Annotated in this window: 19 protein-coding genes; 9 read left to right on the top strand and 10 right to left on the bottom strand. The window is 70.1% G+C overall.

All coding sequences use genetic code 11. From position 1 onward, the window contains the following. Window positions 1-11: 11 nt before the first annotated feature. The gene (locus ASE44_RS15190; RefSeq protein ID WP_056782019.1) at window positions 12-953 is read left to right on the top strand and encodes a glycosyltransferase family 2 protein; all 942 of its coding nucleotides are present in this window, start codon (window positions 12-14) and stop codon (window positions 951-953) included. Then, on the top strand, window positions 943-1878 hold the full coding sequence (locus ASE44_RS15185) for a lysylphosphatidylglycerol synthase domain-containing protein (RefSeq protein ID WP_056012807.1): 936 nt from the start codon (window positions 943-945) through the stop codon (window positions 1876-1878). Before ASE44_RS15190 ends, ASE44_RS15185 begins: the two co-directional genes overlap by 11 nt. Here the strand turns inward: ASE44_RS15185 and ASE44_RS15180 are convergent. Beyond that, a complete protein-coding gene (locus ASE44_RS15180) occupies window positions 1810-2928 on the bottom strand; it encodes a glycosyltransferase (RefSeq protein WP_056012810.1) in 1119 nt (372 codons plus the stop codon). The two genes, ASE44_RS15185 and ASE44_RS15180, sit on opposite strands and share 69 nt — an antisense overlap. Window positions 2929-2935: 7 nt before the next feature. Next, the gene (gene rfbA, locus ASE44_RS15175; RefSeq protein WP_056012813.1) at window positions 2936-3802 is read right to left on the bottom strand and encodes a glucose-1-phosphate thymidylyltransferase RfbA; all 867 of its coding nucleotides are present in this window, start codon (window positions 3800-3802) and stop codon (window positions 2936-2938) included. A 163-nt stretch (window positions 3803-3965) separates the two neighbouring features. Between rfbA and ASE44_RS15170 the strand changes: the two genes are divergently transcribed. Both ASE44_RS15170 and ASE44_RS15165 read left to right on the top strand, forming a co-directional pair. Further along, window positions 3966-4343 (top strand): hypothetical protein, encoded by a 378-nt coding sequence (locus ASE44_RS15170; protein ID WP_056012816.1) that lies wholly within the window; start codon window positions 3966-3968, stop codon window positions 4341-4343. Then, complete coding sequence (locus ASE44_RS15165; protein WP_056781641.1) at window positions 4340-5884, top strand: glycosyltransferase; 1545 nt, start codon at window positions 4340-4342, stop codon at window positions 5882-5884. The genes ASE44_RS15170 and ASE44_RS15165 overlap by 4 nt, the downstream gene beginning before the upstream one ends. Window positions 5885-5929: 45 nt before the next feature. On the opposite strand, the gene ASE44_RS15160 is transcribed toward ASE44_RS15165, so the two are convergent. Further along, complete coding sequence (locus ASE44_RS15160; RefSeq protein ID WP_056012821.1) at window positions 5930-6532, bottom strand: dTDP-4-dehydrorhamnose 3,5-epimerase family protein; 603 nt, start codon at window positions 6530-6532, stop codon at window positions 5930-5932. A 101-nt stretch (window positions 6533-6633) separates the two neighbouring features. Here ASE44_RS15160 and ASE44_RS15155 point away from each other — a divergent pair, with 101 nt between their 5' ends. From ASE44_RS15155 to ASE44_RS15145, 3 genes are read left to right on the top strand one after another with little or no spacing between them, the layout of a single operon-like run. Further along, complete coding sequence (locus ASE44_RS15155; RefSeq protein WP_082456130.1) at window positions 6634-7227, top strand: GtrA family protein; 594 nt, start codon at window positions 6634-6636, stop codon at window positions 7225-7227. Then, window positions 7224-8075: a dTDP-4-dehydrorhamnose reductase gene (gene rfbD, locus ASE44_RS15150; RefSeq protein WP_082456129.1), complete on the top strand. Its 852-nt coding sequence runs from the start codon at window positions 7224-7226 to the stop codon at window positions 8073-8075. Before ASE44_RS15155 ends, rfbD begins: the two co-directional genes overlap by 4 nt. Beyond that, entirely contained in the window at window positions 8072-9208 is a 1137-nt protein-coding gene (locus ASE44_RS15145) for a glycosyltransferase family 1 protein (protein ID WP_056012824.1), read from the top strand. Before rfbD ends, ASE44_RS15145 begins: the two co-directional genes overlap by 4 nt. A gap of 70 nt (window positions 9209-9278) precedes the next feature. Here the strand turns inward: ASE44_RS15145 and ASE44_RS15140 are convergent, their stop codons facing one another. Continuing rightward, the gene (locus ASE44_RS15140) at window positions 9279-10652 is read right to left on the bottom strand and encodes an LCP family protein (RefSeq protein WP_056781639.1); all 1374 of its coding nucleotides are present in this window, start codon (window positions 10650-10652) and stop codon (window positions 9279-9281) included. Next, window positions 10649-11170 carry a 5-(carboxyamino)imidazole ribonucleotide mutase gene (gene purE / locus ASE44_RS15135; protein WP_056012830.1) on the bottom strand — a complete coding sequence of 174 codons (522 nt, stop codon included), beginning with the start codon at window positions 11168-11170 and terminating at the stop codon, window positions 10649-10651. Before purE ends, ASE44_RS15140 begins: the two co-directional genes overlap by 4 nt. A 149-nt stretch (window positions 11171-11319) precedes the next feature. Here purE and ASE44_RS15130 point away from each other — a divergent pair, with 149 nt between their 5' ends. Then, window positions 11320-12423 carry a VIT1/CCC1 family protein gene (locus ASE44_RS15130; RefSeq protein WP_056781637.1) on the top strand — a complete coding sequence of 368 codons (1104 nt, stop codon included), beginning with the start codon at window positions 11320-11322 and terminating at the stop codon, window positions 12421-12423. A 178-nt stretch (window positions 12424-12601) separates the two neighbouring features. Further along, entirely contained in the window at window positions 12602-14698 is a 2097-nt protein-coding gene (locus tag ASE44_RS15125) for an acyltransferase family protein (RefSeq protein WP_056781635.1), read from the top strand. Between the two features lie 44 nt (window positions 14699-14742). On the opposite strand, the gene ASE44_RS15120 is transcribed toward ASE44_RS15125, so the two are convergent. From ASE44_RS15120 to mvk, 5 genes are read right to left on the bottom strand one after another with little or no spacing between them, the layout of a single operon-like run. Continuing rightward, window positions 14743-15933 carry a hydroxymethylglutaryl-CoA synthase gene (locus ASE44_RS15120; RefSeq protein WP_056781634.1) on the bottom strand — a complete coding sequence of 397 codons (1191 nt, stop codon included), beginning with the start codon at window positions 15931-15933 and terminating at the stop codon, window positions 14743-14745. A gap of 58 nt (window positions 15934-15991) precedes the next feature. Next, on the bottom strand, window positions 15992-17059 hold the full coding sequence (locus ASE44_RS15115) for a hydroxymethylglutaryl-CoA reductase (protein WP_056781632.1): 1068 nt from the start codon (window positions 17057-17059) through the stop codon (window positions 15992-15994). Continuing rightward, window positions 17056-18273 (bottom strand): phosphomevalonate kinase, encoded by a 1218-nt coding sequence (locus tag ASE44_RS15110; RefSeq protein WP_082456127.1) that lies wholly within the window; start codon window positions 18271-18273, stop codon window positions 17056-17058. Before ASE44_RS15110 ends, ASE44_RS15115 begins: the two co-directional genes overlap by 4 nt. Continuing rightward, on the bottom strand, window positions 18270-19304 hold the full coding sequence (gene mvaD, locus ASE44_RS15105; RefSeq protein WP_056012843.1) for a diphosphomevalonate decarboxylase: 1035 nt from the start codon (window positions 19302-19304) through the stop codon (window positions 18270-18272). The genes ASE44_RS15110 and mvaD overlap by 4 nt, the downstream gene beginning before the upstream one ends. Beyond that, the gene (gene mvk / locus ASE44_RS15100) at window positions 19301-20239 is read right to left on the bottom strand and encodes a mevalonate kinase (RefSeq protein WP_056781630.1); all 939 of its coding nucleotides are present in this window, start codon (window positions 20237-20239) and stop codon (window positions 19301-19303) included. Before mvk ends, mvaD begins: the two co-directional genes overlap by 4 nt. Between the last annotated feature and the right edge of the window lie 319 nt (window positions 20240-20558).

Below are 20558 nucleotides of genomic sequence, written 5' to 3'. Positions count from 1 at the left end.
GAGAGGACGACGTGCGACTGTTCATCCAGATCCCCTGCCTGAACGAGGAGACGACGCTCCCAGCGGTGCTCGAATCGATCCCGCGGTCGATCCCCGGCATCGACGATATCGAGATCCTGGTGATCGACGACGGTTCGACCGATCGCACGGTCGAGGTCGCCCAGGCCCACGGCGTGACGCACATCGTCCGCCATGCGACGAACATGGGGCTCGCCAGGTCGTTCCGGGACGGCGTCGACTACGCCCTCCTCCACGGTGCCGACATCGTGGTGAACACGGATGGCGACAACCAGTACCCGCAGGACCGCATCGGCGACCTCGTCCAGCCGATCCTGGAGGGGCGGGCGGAGATCGTCGTCGCCGACCGACAGACCGCCCTCATCGAGCACTTCTCGCCGTTCAAGAAGGCCATGCAGCGGTTCGGCAGCTTCGTCGTCAACAAGGCGGCGAAGACCACGCTCCCGGACGCGGCGAGCGGCTTCCGCGCCTACTCGAAGTACTCGCTCATCAGGCTGAACGTCGTGACGAAGTTCAGCTACTGCATGGAGACCATCATCCAGGCGGGCAACAAGCGTCTGGCCATCACGAGCATCCCCGTCCGGACGAACCCGAAGACGCGCGAGTCCCGCCTGTTCTCCTCGATCGGGGAACACATGTACCAGTCGGGTGTCGCGATCGTGCGCGCCTACCTCATGTACCGGCCGTACGTCGTGTTCGCGGGTCTGGGCCTCATCCTCCTCCTCGCGGGGATCACGCCGTTCGCGAGATACCTCGTCCTCATGCTCGTGGACGACCAGGGGAACCATCTGCAGAGCCTCCTGGTGGGCGCGACCCTGCTCATGGGCTCCCTGCTGTCGTTCGCGATCGGCGTGGTCGCCGACCTCACGAGGATCAACCGGACCCTCAACGAGGAGATGCTCGACTACCTGAAACTGCAACGGTATGGCGACTGACCCCATCGGAGCGGTCCGTCGCGTCTGGGCCGCGTTCATCGGCTCGGCCTTCGTCGCCTGGCTGCGGAACCACCGGCGAGGGATCGGCGTCACCGTCCTCGTCGCCTTCGCCGTCTTCCTGGTCGTGTACGTCTGGACGAACCCGAGCGTCATCGCCGACGCCCTCTCGATCGGCTGGGGCAACCTCTCCCTCCTGTTCGGGCTGTACGTCCTCGTGCTCGTGACCCACTTCCTGATCCTGCTCGCCACGGTGCGGCTGTGCGGCAGACGGATCGCCCTGGGACCGGGGGCCAGCCTGACGGTCTACTCGACGGTCGCCAACTTCTTCGGCCCGCTGCAGACCGGGCCGGGGGTCCGCGCCGTCTATCTGAAGACCACCGTCGGTGTGCGGCTGCGCGACTACACCCTCGCGACCCTCTTCTACCTGTTCGTGTTCGGCGCGGTGAACGCCTCGCTCCTGTTCGCAACGACCCTGCCGTGGCTGTCGGTGCTCGGTCTCACGATCGGCGCGGGCGTCGTCGTCGTGGCGACCTGGAAGCTGGGGCTCGGCGACCGGGCGGGCACGGTGGTCGCGATCGCCGGCATCACCGTCGTCCAGGCGCTCGTGATGAGCGTGATCTACTTCGTCGAGGTGAACGCCGTCGCCGGCCCCTACGACTACCTCCACTCGCTCGTCTACGCGGCGAGCGCGAACCTGTCCCTGTTCGTCTCCCTGACGCCGGGTGCGATCGGCATCCGCGAGGGCTTCCTCTATTTCGCGCAGCACCTCCACGGCATCCCGTCCGACACGATCGTCGCCGCGGGCATCGCCGACCGCGCGATCTACGCGGTCTTCCTCGGGGTGCTGTTCCTCATCTCAGGAGCGTTCCACCTGCGGTCCGCCGTCCAGCAGCAGAGCGCGAAGCGCCTCGGCGACACGGACTGACGACCAGCGTCGGTCGTACACGTCCCGGCCGCGTCGACCGATCCGTTCGAGCTCCTCGGGATGGTCGGCCGCCCAGCTGACGGCCTCGGCGAGTGCCTCCGGGTCGCGCTGCGGCACGACCAGGGCGTCGACGCGGTCCGTGAACACGCCGGTCTCCGCGTTCTCGCCGACCACCGCCGGTCGAGCGCTCGACAGGTACTGCATCGTCTTCCCGGTGATGACGAACTGCGACTGGACGGTGCCGCCGAAGGGGCCCCCGAGCAGCAGGTCGACCTCGGAGAAGAGTTCGGGGAGCTGGGCGTAGTCGACCCAGGCCCGGTGCTCGACGGCCGCTCCCCGGGAACGGGCCTCGGCGACGAGCCGTGCGGTCGCAGCTCCCCCGCCGACGAAGAGGAACCGGACTCGCGCGTCAGGTCGGAGCGACACCGCTGCGGCGATGACGGTGTCGACCCCGTGCAGTGGCAGCATCGAGCCGTAGTACAGGACGGTGAACGCCGCGTCGACGGACCGGACCGGGCCGGGTCCGTCCGGCCGGGGCGCGAAGGTCCCCTCGTCGCTCCCCACGGGCACGACACTGAACCGTTCCGGCGGGATCCCCATCCGCTGGGCGGACGAGTCGGCGTGCGAGGCGGTGTCGCTGAGGACGCCGGCACATCGACGCATCAGGGAACGGAAGACGGCGCGCAGGAGCCGCGCACGCGCCGAGGTGGCCGGGAACTTGTGGTGCTCGTCGACGAACCACTCGACGGGGTTGATGAACTCGTCGTAGTAGACCGGCCGGCGACCCGCCAGCAGCAGCACGAGCGGGAGGATCTCGTAGCCGCGGAAGGTCACCAGGAAGGCGTCCGGGGTGCCGGACACCCGGAGACGGACGAGCTGAGCGGCGACGTCGAGATACCGCAGGACACCACGGCGGGTGTTCTTCACGACGATCATCTCGTCGACCGCACCCGAGTCCACGATGCCCTGCCGCAGCGTGATCGCCCGGATGTAGTCGGGATGCCGGTAGCAGGTGACGACCGCGAGCCTCCCGATGGCCGCCCGACTCACCGTTCGATCACGCCTGCGCGAGCAGCGTCTGCAGGTAGCGGCCGTAACCGCTCTTCACGAGTGGTGCCGCGAGCGCCGCGAGCCGCTCGTCGTCGATCCACCCGGCACGCCAGGCGATCTCCTCGATGCAACCGACCTTGAAGCCCTGTCGGTCCTCGATGACCCGCACGTACTCCGAGGCCTGCATCATCGATTCGAAGGTGCCGGTGTCGAGCCAGGCGGTGCCGCGGTCGAGGACCTGCACCTGCAGCTCGCCCTGTTCGAGGTAGCGCTCGTTGACCGTGGAGATCTCGAGCTCGCCGCGAGCGGAGGGTTCGATGGTCTTCGCGATCTCGACGATGGAGTTGTCGTAGAAGTAGAGACCGGGGACGGCGTAGTTGCTCTTCGGCTGCGCGGGCTTCTCCTCGATGGAGAGCGCCTTGAAGTCGTCGTCGAACTCGACGACGCCGTAGGCCTTCGGGTCGGCGACCTGGTAGGCGAAGATGAGCGCGCCGTCGATGTCGTTGTGGCTGCGGAGGGCGGAGCCCAGCCCGGTGCCGTGGAAGATGTTGTCGCCGAGGACGAGGGCGACGCTCTCGTCGCCGATGAACTCCTCACCGATGATGAACGCCTGCGCCAGGCCGTCGGGCGAGGGCTGCACGGCGTACTCGAGTCGGATGCCGAGGTCGTCGCCGTTGCCGAGGAGGGCACGGAACTGCTCGTTGTACTCGGGGGTGGTGATGATGAGGATCTCCTTGATCCCCGCCATCATCAGCGTCGACAGGGGGTAGTAGATCATCGGCTTGTCGTAGATCGGCATCAGCTGCTTGGAGATGCCCTTGGTGATCGGCCAGAGCCGCGTGCCGGATCCACCGGCGAGAATGATGCCGCGCATCGGTCACTTTCCTCTGAGGTCGTCGCCGAAACGAGGTCGGCTGGTCGGATCGCATCCGAGGGCCGAGGCCAGGGGACGCCGTCCGTTCCTGAATGGTCGCCGACGAACCGGTCGAACCGGTCCGATAGCCTGTCCACCGTAGCAAAGACAAAAGGAGAACACCGTGAGCGACAGCGCTTCGGCAGCAGAGGCCGAGACGAACGACGTGCGCGAGCTTCGCGCAGAGATCCTGAGACTGCGTGATGCACTCACTGGAGCGACGGCCGAGGCGGAGCACGCCAGGCAGCGTCTGGCGGCGTCCAAGCTGGAACTCGACGGGCTGCCCCTCGCGCACGAGAACCTGAGGCTCCGCGACGAACTCGCCCAGGCGAGGGTCGGCCAGCACTATTTCGAGTCGCTGTACCTGCGGATCTCGGCTGAGCGCGAGCGCGACCACGAACGCCTGGTGCGCGAGTTCACCGGTTCACGGACGTGGCGCATCGGCGCCGCCGTGATGAGCCCCGTCGGGGTCGTCAAGCGTCTTCGCGGAGGCCGGTCGTGACCGCTGCCGATCCGACGCCCCCGTCCGGACCGCAGTTCTCCATCGTCGTTCCGTTGTACAACACGACGCCGTTCCTCCTGCAGGAGATGGTGGCGTCCGTGCAGTTGCAGAGCTACGAGGACTGGGAGCTCGTCCTGGTGGACGACGCCTCCCCAGACCCTCGGACCCTCGAGACGGCGCGAGCGTGCGCCGCATCCGACCCCCGGATCGTGCTCATCGAACTCCCCGAGAACCGCAACATCTCGGAGGCCTCGAACGCCGGCATCGATGCGAGCCGCGGCACCTTCGTCGCCCTGCTCGATCACGACGACACCCTCGACCCTCGGGCCCTCGCCATGGTGCAGGACGCGATCGAGGCGGGCGTCGACGTCGACTACGTGTACACCGACCAGGACGTCATGACCGACAAGGGTCACTACCGGATCCCGTTCGCGAAGCCGGAGTGGTCGCCGGAGCGGTTGCTCGGCCAGATGTTCACCTCGCACCTCTCGGTGTTCCGCACCTCCCTGCTCCGCGAGGTGGGCCCCTTCAACTCCGCGTACAACGGGTCACAGGACCACGACCTCGTCCTGCGGTTCACGGAACGGGCCCGCGGCATCGCCCACGTACCCGAAGTCCTGTACCACTGGCGGGCGGTCCCGGGCTCGACGGCGCTCAACGGCTCCGAGAAGAGCTACGCGTGGGACGCCGGTCTCGCGGCGGTCGCGGCGGCGGTCGAGCGACGCGGTATCGACGCCGAGGTCGCCTTCGGTCCGAACTTCGGCACCTACGCCGTCCGTCACCGGCTCCACCCGGATCGGACCCTGTCGATCCTCGTCGCGGCGGACGCCCCCACGCCCCGCCTCGACGCACTCCTCGCGGAACTCGACGCGTCCGAGGTCTCCTCGCAGATCGTCGAGCTCATCGTCGCTCTGCCGGCAGGCCGCGACGCCTCGCCCGTGACCCGGGCTCCCGGCCGGTTCCCGGTCTCCTTCGTCCACACCACCGCCGAGGAGCGGACGCACCTGCTGCACGAGGCGTCCGTCGAGGCTCGCGGCGACCTCCTCGTCCTCCTCGGCGAGTCCCTCACGGAGCTGCAGCCCGAGACGCTCACACGGCTCGCCGGGGCACTCGGCGAACCCGACGTGGCCTTCGCCGGCGGACGCATCGTCTTCTCGGACGAGACGGTCAAGCACGCGGGGTACCGCACCTCGCAGACGCACCTGCGCGACGCGTTCCGCGGGTGGCCGGCGGGGACGGACAGCACCTACGGTGCACTCACCGTCAACCGTGAGGTGACCGCCGTCTCGACGGAGTTCGCCGTCATCGACCGGCTGGTGTTCGAAGCGGTCGGCGGGTTCAACGCCGAACTCGACGGATACTGCGCCGAACTCGACCTGGCCATGAAGGTCTGGTCGCAGGGCAGCCGGGTACTCACGCTCTGCGAACCGATCGTGACGTCGCTCGACCGGAGCATCGCCGAGGACGAACTGCCGAAGCGTCAGCGCAAGGTGATCTCGCGCCGCTGGGGTTGGAAGGGCGTCGACCGCTTCACCGCGTGAGGCTGACCCCGTGGGGCCTGCACGCAGGCTCCACGGGGTGAGGCGTCAGGAGCGCAGGCTCTGGTAGAACGCCCGCGCGTCGTCCCAGCTCGGCAACAGGCCGGCGGCAGCGGCCTCGTCGAGCCCGGGGGCGTCGGTGTCCTTGGGCGAGAGCAGCGGCGTGCCGGCCTCGGCGGGGATGACGAGTCCGATCCGTTCGTCGAGCGGGTTGATCCCGTGCTCGCGGTCGGGGCGGTACACGTCGGTCACGAGGTAGCTGACGGTCGCGTCGTCGGTCAGGGCGACGAAGCAGTGGCCGAGACCCTCGGAGATGAAGATCGCCTTGCGGTCGGTGTCGTCGAGGAGCACCGAGTCCCACTGGCCGAAGGTGGGCGACCCGACGCGGATGTCGATGACGTAGTCGAGGACGGCACCACGCGTGGCCGTGACGTACTTCGCCTGGCCGATCGGGATGTCGGCGAAGTGGATGCCGCGGACCGAGCCACGCTTCGACACCGAGGTGTTGGACTGCGCCAGCTTGATGGAGCGGCCGGAGGCCTCTTCGAGCTTGTCGAAGCGGTACCACTCGAGGAAGACGCCTCGGTCGTCGCCGAACTGCTTCGGCGTGATCTCATAGCTGTCGGGGACGTTCAGTTCGCGGATCTGCACCCGGGGAGTCTACCAAGAGGGTGCGGGCTGGCTGCATTCCCTCAGCTTCGCTCCGGGTCGGCTCATGCATAATCGAGTGTCCTCGCACAGAACGGCCCACCATGACCACGCTGCTCCAACGCCTCTGGCACGGTGTCGCCGCCTACGCGGTGAAGTTCGGCGTCGTCGGACTCATCGGGTTCGGCTTGGACGTGCTCGTCTTCAACCTGCTGCGCGTCGGCGTCTTCGGTCACGACCATCTCGCGCAGTCCCCGATCGGCGCCAAGGTCATCAGCGTCTCGGTCGCGATCATCTTCAACTGGATCGGCAACCGGTATTGGACCTTCCGCGAGCACCGGCGGAAGAACTTCGTGCTCGAGCTCGGGGAGTACATCGTCGTCTCCCTGGGCGGGATGGCCATCGCCGTCGGTTGCCTCTACCTGAGTCACTACGTCCTCGGCTTCACCTCACTCCTCGCCGACAACCTCGCGTCCAACGTCATCGGGCTCGGCCTCGGCACCCTCTTCCGGTTCTTCCTCTACCGCTTCTGGGTCTACGGGCACCACCGTGCCGACGGCCTGGCCAACCTCGCCCGAGCCGAGGAAGCGCAGCGGACCCTGTTCGAGGAGCCGGAGGCCGAGGAGGTGCCGTCACCGTCCTCCCCGAGCGAGCCGGGTACGATGAACGGGCCACTCCCGAGAGGACCCCTATCTTGACGTACCTGATCACCGGCGCTTCCGGCATGCTCGGCCACGACCTGCAGGAGGCCCTGTCGGGTCGCGAGGTCACCGCCCTCGGACGCGCCGAGCTCGACGTGACCGACCTCGACGCCGTCCGTGCCGCCGTCGCCGGCCACACCGCCGTCATCAACGCCGCCGCTTACACGAAGGTCGACGACGCTGAGTCGCACGAGGCCGACGCCGCCGCCGTGAACGCCATCGGCGCCCGCAACCTCGCCGTCGCCGCTCGCGAGGCCGGCGCGAAGCTCGTCCAGGTGTCGACCGACTACGTGTTCGACGGATCGGCCACCTCGCCGTACCAGGAGGACCACGCCCTCGCGCCGATCAGCGCCTACGGGCGCACGAAGGCCGACGGCGAGCGGGCCGTCCTCGCCGAGCACCCCACCGGCGCCTACATCGTCCGGACGGCGTGGCTCTACGGCAAGAACGGGCCCAACTTCGCGGCGACCATGGCCAAGCTCGCCGCCAACGGCGTCGACCCCGCCGTGGTGACCGACCAGCTCGGCCAGCCCACCTGGACGGCGGACCTCGCGGCGCAGATCGTGGCACTGCTCGACGCCGACGCCCCAGCCGGTGTCTACCACGGCACGAACGCCGGCGAGGCTTCGTGGTACGACTTCGCACAGGCCGTCTTCGCAGCCGTCGGCGCCGACCCCGCACGGGTCTCGCCCACCGACAGCTCGGCGTTCGTCCGGCCGGCACCCCGGCCCGCGTACTCTGTCCTCGGCCACGACGCCTGGGCCACGGCGGGCCTCTCCCCCATGCGCGACTGGCGCGAGGCCTTCGAGGCAGCGACGCAGCACGGCGTCGTCACCGCACCGTGACCACGCTCCGCGTCGTCGTCGACCAGATCGTCGCACCCGTCGCCGGCGGGGTCGGACGCTACTCCGAGGAACTCACCCGCGAGCTCATCGCGAGTGCTCCGGCCGGCTGCGAGGTCGAGGGCATCGTGTCCGCCGTCTCGAAGGAGAAGATCGACCTCATCGAGTCGAAGCTCCCCGGCCTCGCGACCCTGCACCGCACCACCCTGCCCCGACGGGAACTGAGCGCCGCCTGGCAGCTCGGGATCGTCGCGCCGGGGACGGCCAACGGCATGGTGCACGCGCCCGGCCTCCTGGCCCCGCTCAACCGCCACGACCGCGTCAACGACGGCAACCAGATCGTCGTGACGATCCACGACACCCTGGCCTGGTCGCACCCCTCCTCACTCACCCCCATGTCGGTCGCCTGGCAGAAGGCGATGGTCAAGCGGGCTCGGAAGCACGCGGACGCCATCGTCGTCCCGACGCACGCGGTCGCCGACGAGCTCCGCGACATCGTCGACCTCGGCGATCGGGTCAGGGTCATCGGTGGAGCCGCAGCGACCACGCTCACCATCCCGACCGACGCCGACGGTCGCGCCCGGACGCTCGACCTCCCGTCGGAGTACCTCGTCTCGGTCGGTTCCCTCGACCCACGGCGCGGGATCACCGAGCTCATCACGGGCCTCGGGCGGCCAGGTGCCCCCGACCTCCCGCTCCTCATCGTGGGCACCGACAGCTGGGGCGACGTGACCCTGGCGCAGGTCGCCGACGAAGCAGGCCTGCCTGAGGGACGGGTGCGTGCGCTCGGCTTCCTCGACGACGCCGACCTCGCCGTCGTCCTCGACCGCGCGACCGCGTTCGTGTACCCGAGCCTGGCCGAAGGCTTCGGCCTCCCCCTCGTCGAGGCGTTCCGCTTCGGCACGCCCGTCATCCACTCCGACGTCCCAGCCCTCGTCGAGGTCGGCGGCGGCGCCGGCGTCGTGGTCGAGTCCGGCGCCAAGGGGTACGCCGACCGGCTCATCGCCACCATCAACGACGTCATCGGCGACACCGAGCGGCTGGAGCGCCTACGGATCCTCGGCATGGACCGCGAGCAGGCGTTCAGCTGGCAGGACTCCGCCGAGCGCGTGTGGCAGCTGCACGCGGAGCTCTGACACCCTTCGACAGGCTCAGGGACCGGGTCGCGGCTCAGGGACCGGGTTCTGGGTCGCGGACCAGGGTCGGTCAGCCCGCGTCCGGCTCCGGGCTCGGCGACGGCGGGAACAGCTGGTCCTGCACCATCTGGTGGATGAGCGTGTAGTCGGGCTCTGCCGGGTCGATCGTCGGCGGCACGAACTGCAGCGAGTTGATCGGCAGCTCCCGCGTCTTGAGTGCGAGGTTGACGAAGTAGCCGAGCATGCCCTGCGGGACGTCCGTCTTCACGACGTCGCCACCCGCCGCCGCGACGTCCTGGAAGCGTGCGAGGACGTTCGCCGGGTTGAACTGCTTGAGCATCGCCGTCTGCAGGATGTGCTGGCGTTCCATGCGGTCGTAGTCGCTCGTCGAGTGCCGTGAGCGGGCGTACATGAGGGCCGTCCAGCCGTCCATGTGCTGCTGCCCGGGCTCGATCCACTTGGTGACGTTCTCGAGGTCGGCGTCGCCGTCCATCGGGAGCCGCTCCTTGACGTCGATGTCGACGCCACCGAGGGTGTCGATGAGTGTCGCGAACCCGTACATGTCGATGAGCACGTACCACTGGATGTGCAGGCCGGTGATCCCCTCGGCCGCCTGCTTCATCGCCTCGATGCCGGGCTCACTCGCCTCGGCCGTGGCCTTCGGGAACAGCTCGGGGTTCTTCAGCTCGATCTCGGTGTAGATGGAGTTCAGCTGGCAGACGTCCACGTCGCAGGAGTCGTCGTAGCCGTCTGGGTATATCGACGCCATCTCGCTGCCCTCGGGGAACGGGATGTCGACGAGGTCGCGCGGCATCGACATGGTCGTCGCCTGGCCCGTCTCGGCGTTGATGCTGACGACGGACATGCTGTCCGGTCGCATGCCGTCGCGGTCGGGACCGGCGTCGCCGCCGAGCAGCAGGATGTTGTAGTAGCCGTCCACCGGCGGCTCTGACGGGCCGGTGTTGCCGAAGATCGAGGAGATGGAACCGCGGGTGGCTCCGGCGACGACCGCGCCATAGCCGGCGCCGCCGGCGACCAGGACCATCGCGAGGGTCGTGAAGAGGGCGACCCCGAGCCGGGCGTTCGGAGACGCCTTCACGAGGCGGACGAGGCGCAGGGTGTCGAGGGTGAGCACCACCCAGAGGATCGCGTAGGCGACGAGCAGGACTTGCGCGACGGTGAGGGCGATCGGATTCGTCGCGAGGGTGAAGAGCACCTCGCGGGCGAGGAACATGAGGGCCAATCCGACGACGGCGAGGACCCAGAGGAACAGGGTGAAGCCGAGGCCGAAGCGGCCGAGCTTCCGGTTGCCGGCGAGGACCTGCGCGGACCCCGGGATGAGCAGGTTGAGGAGGACGAGCCACCAGGCGCGCTTCGTCATCACCTCGCGCGAACGGGTGTCGGGATACCGCATCGGTTTCGCGGCGGTGGCTGCACTCGTCATAGCTGGGCTTTGAGGTTCCGGTTCTTCTCCTCGACGGAGTCGGCGAGGGATGCCGCATAGGCGACGAGCGCCTCGTGCAACGTGTCGTCGGCCGTGGCGAGGATCTTGACGGCGATGAGCGCCGCGTTCTTGGCGCCACCGATGGAGACGGTCGCGACGGGGACGCCGGCCGGCATCTGCACGATCGAGAGGAGCGAGTCGAGTCCGTCGAGGCGCGACAGCGGGACGGGGACACCCACGACCGGCAGGGTGGTGACGGAGGCGAGCATGCCCGGCAGGTGGGCGGCGCCGCCGGCACCGGCGATGACGACCTTGAGGCCACGGCCGTGAGCCGCCTTGCCGTAGGCGATCATCTTCTCCGGGGTGCGGTGCGCCGAGAGCACCTCGACCTCGAAGGGCACGCCGAACTCGCGCAGCAGCTGGGCCGCGTCGCTCATGACGTTCCAGTCGGAGTCCGAGCCCATGACCACTCCGACGAGCGGAGGGGCGTCAGGGGACGGGGTGGAGTTCTCGGGCATGAGCACCATCGTAGATCGCAGTGCCTGGACATCGCCTCAGGACGCACCGCAGGCGTCGGACAAGCTGCGGCCGTCCCGACCCCAGTGTGGGGAGGGTCCCCCTCGCTCGACACGGACACGGCCGGGCCGGCGTCTGGGAGAATCGGCGGATGAGCGAGTCGACCACCGACGGATCACCAGCACGCCAGGATCCGCCCAGCCCCCGGGAGCGCCGTCGTTGGCGCGGCTACCTCGCCGACGAACGCGCGGAGGCCGCCGTCTACCGGGACCTCGCCAGTCGGCGGAGCGGTGAGGAACGCGACATCCTGCTCGCCCTCGCCGACGCCGAGAAACGGCACGAGTCGCACTGGATCGGCTTGCTCGGTGACGACGTCGGCAAGCCGCAACGCGGCGACCTGCGGACGCGGACCCTCGGATGGCTGGCGAGGCGCTTCGGCTCGGTCTTCGTCCTCGCCCTCGTCCAGCGCGCCGAGGCCCGCTCCCCGTACGCGACGGAACGCGCGGCCACCGAACGCATGGCCGCCGACGAGCAGATCCACGAAGAGGTCGTCCGGGGCCTCGCCGCCCGCGGACGGAACCGGCTCTCGGGCACCTTCCGGGCAGCCGTGTTCGGCGCGAACGACGGGCTCGTCTCGAACCTGGCACTCGTCATCGGGATGAGCGCGACCGGCGTCGGCAACGGGGTCGTCCTCGCGGCGGGGCTCGCCGGGCTCCTGGCGGGCGCACTGTCGATGGGCGCCGGCGAGTACGTCTCGGTGCGGTCGCAGCGGGAACTCCTCGAGGCGTCGAGCCCCAATCCCGCCGCCGACGACGCCCTCCCCCACCTCGACGTCGACGCGAACGAGCTCGCCCTCGTCTACCGTGCACGCGGGATGGAGGTCCGGGAGGCCGAGGCCCACGCCGCCGACGTGCTCAGCAGGGTCGGCGCCGGCACCTACCAGCGCGAGGCGCAGACCGTGCTCGACCACGAGGCCATCGGCACCGGTCTCGGTGCGGCACTCTCGAGTTTCTGCTTCTTCGCATCGGGTGCGGTCATCCCGGTCCTGCCCTACCTGTTCGGGCTGCAGGGGCTCGCCGCACTCCTGGTCGCGGCGGTCCTCGTCGGTGTCGCCCTCCTCGGGACGGGAGCCGTCGTGGGACTGCTGTCCGGAGGGCCGCCGCTCCGCCGAGCGCTGCGACAGCTCGCGATCGGCTACGGGGCCGCGGCCGCGACGTACCTCCTCGGTCTGCTGTTCGGCGCCAACGTCAGCTGATCCGGAGGGCGTCCGTGCGGCGCAAAGCCGGGCGGGTGCATCCGAGACCGAACCGGTCACCTCCCGTCCACAGGCACGTCACCCGGGCTGACTAGCCTGGGCGCGTCGTCCGCCGCACCGGCGCACGAGGCCCGCTCCGGCGGAGCGCCGACGCCGACCAGGACGGGTGGGACCGCGGGTGACGCGACTGCAGGACCACCTCGGCACGCCTCCCCTGCTCGGCACGGTGCCGCGGGCCCAGCCCGACATCCAACTCCTCCGCGCGATCGCGGTGGTCTCGGTCGTGGTCTTCCATCTCGGAGCCTCCCTGCTCCCCGGCGGCTACGTCGGGGTCGACGTGTTCTTCGTCGTCAGCGGGTACCTGATCACCGGCCACCTCGTCCGGCAGGCGTCGGAGACCGGACGGATCGACCTGCCGGCGTTCTGGGCCCGGCGTCTCCGTCGACTCCTCCCGGCCGCCCTCCTGGTGCTCGCGGTGACGAGCGTCCTCATCTGGCGGTCGGCTCCCCCGAGCGCCTGGACGCAGTTCTTCACCGAGGTGGTGGCGAGTGCGACGTCCTGGGAGAACTGGTTCCTCGCGGGGAGCGCCGTCGACTACCTCGCGCAGGGGAACGCCGCGTCGCCGGTCCAGCACTACTGGTCGCTCGCCGTCGAGGAGCAGTTCTACCTCCTCTGGCCGCTCGTGGTCGTGCTGTGTCTCGTCCTCGTGCGTCGGGTGTCCCGCTGGGAACTCCGCCGTACCCTCGGCACGGCCCTCGGCGTCATCGGCGCGGCGTCGCTGACCTGCTCGATCCTGCTGACCGCCCACGACCCGGCACCGGCGTACTTCGTCACCCCGACCAGGGCCTGGGAGTTCGCCGCCGGCGGTCTGCTCGCGCTCCTCGGGCCGGCGGTGGTCGTGCACCGGAGCCGATGGCGGACCCTCGCGGGGGTCGTCGGCATCGGGCTCCTGGCGACGAGCCTGCTCACCTTCACGGAGCAGACCCCGTTCCCCGGGATCGCCGCAGCCCTCCCCGTGGCCGGCACCCTCCTGGTGATCGTCGGCGGGTCGTCGCTGCATCGGTGGTCGGTGACGACGGTGGCCCGGACGCGGGTGTCGTCGTTCCTCGGCGACGTCTCGTACGCGACGTACCTCTGGCACTGGCCGCTCATCGTCTTCGCCCCGATGGTGCTCGGGGTGTCCGTCGACCTCGGCACGCCGCTCGGGTGGGCGGTGGCGGCGTCGCTCCTGGCGCTGACCGTGGTGCTCGCGGTGCTCACGAAGCGGTTCGTCGAAGACCCGGTCCGACGCGCGAGCCCCCTCGTCGACGCCCGCCCGCGTCGAACCGCCGTCCTGGCCGCCGTGGCGACCGCCGTCGTCCTGTGCATCCCGATCAGCGGGCTGCAGACCGTCGCCGCACAGGAGCGCGCGCTCGCGAGCACGGTCGACGCCTACGTCTCCGGTGGTGAACCGTGTTTCGGTGCCGACGCGGCCGTCTCGGGCTGCAGCAATCCGGTGCTCGCGGACGAACTCCTCCCGCCGCTGTCGGTCCGCACGGAGGACACCGGCGACACCTTCCGGTGTTCGGCAGCCGCCGACGCCCCGGACTTCCCCGGCTGCACCTTCGGTTCAGACCGACCCGACGCCACCCGCGTCGCGCTCACCGGGAACTCGCACGCGACGATGCTCATCCCCGGGCTGGTCGACCAGCTCGAGGCACGGAACTGGCGGCTCGACGTCTACGTCGGCAAGGGATGCGAGTGGCGGACGCCGGGGCCCGACGACTCGGAGGCCTGCGCGTCCAGACGCACGCTCATGCAGCGGGCGTTCACGGGCGCGCGGCCGTACGACATCATCCTCGTCACCTCGAAGAGTCCCGACGAGACCTCCGTCGCCCAGCAGGCCTCGATCCGCAGCGCGACCCTCGCCGCCTGGACGCCGGTACTCGACCTCGGCACGTCGATCGTGGTGCTGCGGGACAACCCGCGCGTTCCGACGGCGGCCGCTGCGTGCGTCGACCGCTCGAGCGCCGCCGACCTCGTCGCCGGCGCGTGTGCGTTCCCCGTGACCGACGCCTACCCGACCTTCGACCTGAACACCGCCACGGCTGCGATGACCGACGGCGCCGTCCCCGTCGTGGACCTCGGCGAGCTGTACTGCTCGGACGGGACCTGTCCGCTCGCCGTGGGGAACGTCCTCGTCTACCGGGATCAGCACCACATCACGGCCACCTGGTCGCGGACCCTCGGCCCGTTCCTCGTCGACCGGATGCTGGACGTCACCGCCCACGGTTGACGGCGCCGGGTCGACGTGATCCGCCGACCCGGAACCCGGCGGGATCAGACGGCGGTGGCCTCGTACTGCCGACGGTCGGCGACGACACCGGCGAAACGGAACGGGCCCGAGGTCTCGCGCGGGCGCTCCGAGTCGTGGACGTCGGCGGACGCCGCGTCGCCGAGCAGCTGCAGGTACCGGGCGTCGTCGACGACCGTACGAGCGTCGAGGCTCGCCCGGTTCGCGTCGCTGCGGAGCGCCGAGCGGTAGCCGGGACGGACGATGCCGCTGAAGCACTCGGCGACCGCACCCGAGCCGTAGCTCAGGAAGCCGATGCGCTGACCGGTGAGGTCGAGGTCGCCGTCGAGCAGGGCGAGCAGCGCCAGGTACACCGAGGCGGTGTAGCTGTTGCCGATGCGACGGTTGTACCCCGTCGTCGGCTCGATCTGCGCGTCGAGCTCCTCCTGGCTGCGCTCGGCCCCGACCGCCTTCGCGAGGTGACGGTGCGCCTTGATCGCCATCTTCGTGAAGGGCTGGTGGTAGCAGAAGTGGTCGACCTCGCTGAAGTCCGCTCCCCCGCGCGAGCGGTAGTCGGCCCAGGCGCCCTCGATCGCGTCCTGGTACGCGGAGATCGACAGCTTGCCGTCGACGATCGCCGTCGCGCTGTGGTTCGGCCGCCAGAAGTCCATGACGTCCTGCGTGTACACGCCGGTCGCGGTCTCGAGCTCGAGGATCGCGGGGTCGGCGGCGACGAGCATGGCGACCGCGCCGGCGCCCTGCGTCGGTTCGGCGTTGGAGTGCAGTTCGTAGCGCGCGACGTCGCTCGCGATCACGAGCACGGTCTCCTCGGGGTTCCGCGCGACGAGCGCTGCAGCGAACTGGAGGGCTGCGGTCGCCGAGTAGCAGGCCTGCTTGAGTTCGACGACGCGGACCGCCTGCGGCAGTCCGAGGAGGCGGTGCACGTAGACACCGGCGGCCTTCGACTGGTCGATCCCCGACTCGGTGGCGAAGAGGACCGTACGCAGACGGTCGCTCCCGTGCCGCTCGATGATCTGCGCGGCCGCGGCGGCGGCCATGGTGACGATGTCCTCGTCGGCCGCCGGCACACTCATCTCGCTCTGGCCGAGGCCGACGTAGTACTTCGCCGGCTCGACGCCGAAGCGTCCGGCGAGCTCGGCCAGGTCGATGCGGTTCGCACCGGTGGCGAAGGCGATGTCGTCGATGCCGACGACGGGGGTGGTGGTCTGGGTGTTCACGTGCGGGGTGCTCCGTTCGAGCGTCGACGATGCACCGGTGCCCCGGTGCGGTGGAGGGTCAGGCAGGCGTTCCGGCGGCGGTCTGCGCGCTGCGTTCGAGTTTGAGGTGGGCGGCCATGAGCTCGCCCGGGTTGGTCTGCGCTGCGAGCAGGGACAGCTCACCGCACCACACGGCGGCGGCGCACAGGACGGCGAGGCGCCGTGCGTTGGCGCCCGGCTCGCGGTCCTCGCGGCAGCCGAGGCGGGCGAGGTTCTCCTCGACGAACCCGAGGCCCTTGCCGTTGCCGACGGTTCCGACGATGAGGTTCGGGAGCGTGCAGGAGAAGTAGAGGTCACCGTCGTGGACCTCGGCGTGCGTGACGCCCTGCGAGCCCTCGACGATGTTCGCCGCGTCCTGACCGGTGGCCAGGTAGAACGCCAGCAGCATGTTCGCGTAGTGGGCGTTCGCGCTGCGGAGCCCGCCGGCCAGGATCGTCCCGACGAGGTTCTTCCGCACGTTGAGCTGGACGATCTGTTCCGGCGTGGTGTGCAGGAACCGCTCGACGATCGCGCGAGGGATGGTCATCTCGGTGACCACGTTCTTGCCGCGGCCCAGGATGCCGTTGACCGCCGTCGCCTTCTTGTCCGAGCAGAAGTTGCCGGAGATCGACCCGTACCGCAGCTGCGGCCACCGCTCCATGATGTACGGCATGAGCTTGTCGGCCGCGAGGGTCACCATGTTGTGCCCGGATGCGTCGCCCGTGCGGAACTCGAGGCGGAGGAAGAGGAGGTTGCCGGCGATCTGCGAGTTGACCTCGATGAGCTCGGCGAAGTGGCTCGACTGCGCGACCACGGCCTGGAGCTCGGGCAGACTGCGCTCGATCTCGCGCAACGCCTGCAGAGCGTCTCCGGCGGAGTCGACCTCGAAGAGGACGGAACGGCTCATGCGCTCGTCGATGAGGGTGGCCCGGATCCCGCCGGGGACCATGGAGGAGATGCGCGCGCCGCGACGGACCGAGGGCCAGAGCGGGCTCTCGTACGTGGCGAGCGGCACCTCCTGCTCACCCTCCATGACGTTGCCGCTGAGGTGGAGCGGGCCGACCCACTTGAGGGGGACGGGTGCGACGCCGTCGGGTTCGTTGCTCATGCGTGGTGTTCCGTTCCGCCCCGCGGGACGTCGTGCTGCTCGGCGAAGGCGCGAGCGTAGGTGGATCTGATGGATTCGACCGCGCGGTCGTCGGTGCGGCTGATCTCCGACGGCCCCCAGGGACTGTGGGCGGCGTCGATCAGGCCGGTCGGCGGATGCACGGTGAGCGGGAGCCGTTCGATGCCGTGGGCCGACCAGTCGTCCTCGAGGGCGGTCGTGCACACGGACTGACCGATGAACGCGATGCCGCAGTCGCCGCCGCCCGCGCCGGACGACTTCGCCGCCCCGCCGAGTCGTTCGGCGGCGTCGCAGAGCTCGGCGAGCGCGGCCGTCTCGATGTCGACCCCGGCGTCGCGGCCGAGACCGGCGAGCGTCGCGCGTGCCGAGCGGACGGCGCCGAGCACGAGCGCCGGGTCCTCGTCGTTCAAGCCGATGGTCAACGCGTCGACGGCGGCTCGACTGGCCGAGAGGAACGCGGTGTAGTGGGCGCTCTCCGCCCACTTGCGCGACTGCAGTTCGTCGACGAGCCGCGTGGTGGAGGCGGGCTCGCCCGTCCAGCCGACGAGCAGACGGAGGGAGGTGGGCGGTGAGAGGCGTTCGAGCCCGAGCTCAGCCCACGGGTCGCGCAGCGCGGCGAGCACCCCGGACCGGTGGCGCAGTTCGCGCAGGCGCGCGCGGTCGGGAGAGGTGTACCGGAGCCAGCCACCGAACATGCTGGCCGCGAGGTCGCCCCCGGACGCCGCAGGAGCCACGTCGATCGTCGCGAGGATCGCGAGCTTGAGCATCTGCGTGCGGGTGAGGTCGAGCTGGTAGAACTCGTCGAGCGCACGGATCGTCGCGGTCGTGACGGCGGCGCTCGAGCCGAGACCGAACTTCCGGCCGCTCGCGTCGTCGAGTTCGCTCGTGATGGACAGTGCGGAGAACCGCTGCGCGACACCGAGTTCGGCGACCAGGGTCTCCATGGTGCTGACGGCGGAGAGGACGTGGTCGAGCGGGCGCTCCTCGTGCTCCACGACGACACCGTTGCGGTTCCGTCGCCAGATGATCGGTGCGCGACCGTACTGGTCGGAGAAGATGCGTCCCTCGTGCTCGCTCGCCTCGAGGCGCACGGTGACACACCGGTCGACGGCGACGAGGATGGAGGGGTGTCCCGGCTCCACGACGGCGTACTCACCGGCGACGAACAACTTGCCGGGCGCCTTGATCTCGATCATCGCGCTCCTTCCGTGGTCTGCTCGCCCGCCGATCCGTCGGGCTCCGAGGTGATGAGCCTCGCGCCCCGTCCGGCTCTGGCGGGGATGACGCCGATGTCCGGCTGCGCCTCGAGGATCCGAGACGCGAGCGCGTCGACCGTGTCGGCCCGGCAGAGGATCTTCACGTTCGGGCCGGCGTCCATCGTCGCATAGCATTCGAGGCCGTCGCCTCTGAGGTTTGCGACGAGGTCGAGCAGTTCCACGCTCGCCGGGCCCCAGTACCGCACCGGCGGCTCGGCACCGAGCATCGTGGCGTGCATCCGCATGGCGTTCCGCTCGGCGATCGTGCCGACGGCGGTGAAGTCGGCGCGGGCGATCGCGGCCAGCATCTCCTCGAGTTCGATCGGCGTCCGTTCGACCCATGCCGGGTAGTACGGCGAGGTGTCGACCGTGCGCCGCATGCCGTCGCGGCTCGACACCGACTTCGCCCGGGCGTCGAGGACGGTGAGGACCATGCCCAGTTCGAGCCCAGGAGGAGCCGGGACCGCCTCGGCGAAGGAACTCTCGTCGTCGTGCCCGGCGTGCCAGACGGCGAGCCCGTCGAAGATCGACCGGGAGGCGGAGCCCGAACCGCGACGGGCCAGGCGCGAGAGGCTGCGGCGGTCGAGCTCGAGTCCGAACGCGGCCGACGCGGCGAGCGCCAGGGCGGCGAACCCGGAGGCGGAGGAGGCGAGCCCGGCACCGGTGGGGATCTCGTTGTGGGAGTCCACGACGACCCGGTCGTCGCGACCGGCGATCGTCCGGACGAGGTCGATGAAGCGGGTGACGCGCGCGCGAGCGGTGCCGTCGAGCGGCTGACCACCGAGGGACACGACGTCGTCGGGTCCGTCGCTCAGCCGCACCGTCGTCGTGGTGGGCGCTGCGTCCAGCGTGAGGGACAGGCTGCCGGTCCACGGGAGGATGAGGGCTTCGTCGCGCTTGCCCCAGTACTTGACGAGCGCGATGTTGGGGTTGGCGAGCGCCGTCGCCTGGTGCTGTGGGGTCGTGGTCACGCGTAGTCCTCCGCGTCGATCGTCCAGGTGCCGAGTGCTCCGGCCTCCAGGAGGGCTTGCGAGATGTGCTCCGCCGACGCGGCGTCGCGGGCGAGGGCGATGATGCAGCCGCCCTGGCCACCGCCCGTGAGCTTGGCTCCCAGGGCACCAGCCGCTCGGGCGACCTCGATGAGGGCGGTGATGGCGGGGTGGCCCGCACCGAGCTCGTCGAGGACGAGCTGCGCGGCGGTCATGCGCGTACCGAGGTCGTCACGGCGGTCGGCCGCGAGGTCCGCGACGCCGGCCAGGGTCCCGTGCTCGAGCTCCGCGAGCAGCGTCCGTCCACGCTCCGGGTTCCGCTCGATGAAGGCCCGCACGTCGGCGACCGCCTTGCGGGTCGATCCGCGTGCACCGGTGTCGGCGACGACGAACCCACCACCGAAGCGGATGGGTGGGTGGTCGACGCGACCCGCCGTGAAGAGGATGGGCGCGGAGGCGCTCGTGGCCCGAGCATCGAGACCGCTCGGGGTGCCGTGGGCGACGCGCTCGCCGCGCTGCACGAGCTCGAACCGGTCGGCGTCGTCGAGGGCCACACCGTACAGATCGGCGACGGCGTCGACGATCGCGTTCGCGGCCGCAGCGCTCGAGCCGAGTCCTCGTCCGATCGGCAACGTCCCCCGGACGACGACCTCGACGCCGTCGGCCTCGGCACCGACGTGGCGGAGGGTCTCGAGGACGGTGGTCCCGAGCGGATCCGCGGGGTCCAGCGGGCCGAGCGAGATCTCCGTGTCGAGGACCGACGCGCCGGCGACGTGCCGGGCGGACGCTTCGACGCGGAGCGACGGGACCGGGAGGGCGACGGCGGGCGATCCGTAGACGACGGCGTGCTCGCCCAGCAGGATCGCCTTGGCGTGCGCGAAGCCGCGACCGGTCGCAGCCGTGTGCTCTGTCGTCATCTCACCATTCTGGTCCGAAAAACATGCAGCTGGCTGCACATCGGTGGTCCGGTCGCGATCCGGGCCAAGACGGGCCTCGGCCCGTCGCCGTCCGGCGGCGCATCCGGGCGCTCCACGATCCTCGGGCGGCGGGAGCCACCGGAGCCCTCACGGCTCGTCCCATCCGCACTGGAAGCACCCAGCCTACGCCGATCGACCGGGTTCGGCCGATTACGGTTGAGTGGGCGTGACGGCACGGTTACTATCGGTACACCTCCATTCATGCAGACGACGGCCGCCGCACCCAGCGCCCGCGTCGACACGGACCCACCCTCCAGCG

The organism is Plantibacter sp. Leaf1 (assembly GCF_001421315.1).
Lineage (GTDB): Bacteria > Actinomycetota > Actinomycetes > Actinomycetales > Microbacteriaceae > Plantibacter.
Note: the sequence above shows the minus strand (reverse complement) of the source record. Positions and strands in the feature narration are given on the sequence as shown.